The sequence below is a fragment of the Rhizobium ecuadorense genome, from assembly GCF_001187535.1.
Taxonomy (GTDB): Bacteria; Pseudomonadota; Alphaproteobacteria; order Rhizobiales; family Rhizobiaceae; genus Rhizobium; species Rhizobium ecuadorense.
Map to the genome: position 1 here is coordinate 1 of NZ_LFIO01001883.1, position 226 is coordinate 226.

General features: G+C 66.4%; 1 protein-coding gene. It reads left to right on the forward strand.

Annotated features, from left to right (window positions below; translation table 11 throughout):
* The coding region (locus tag AF337_RS39250) for a DUF2628 domain-containing protein (protein WP_152971381.1) at window positions 1–226 on the forward strand (226 nt) is incomplete at both ends.

A 226-nucleotide genomic window follows, 5' to 3' on the forward strand; every position in this document is an offset into this window, starting at 1 on the left:
AGACGCGAACCATCCGCGACGGCTTCACGCTGCTCGGCTTCCTGTTTCCATGGGCGTGGCTGCTGGCGCATCGGCTTTGGCTGCACGCCGCCGCCGCCTTTCTGCTGCAGGGGATTGGTGGTGCGCTGATGGACGAACCGGGCCTCGGGCCGGCGGGAGCGGCAATCCTCCTGGGCGTGAATATGCTGGTCGGTCTCGAGGGCCAGAATTTCCGTGTCCGCAAGCT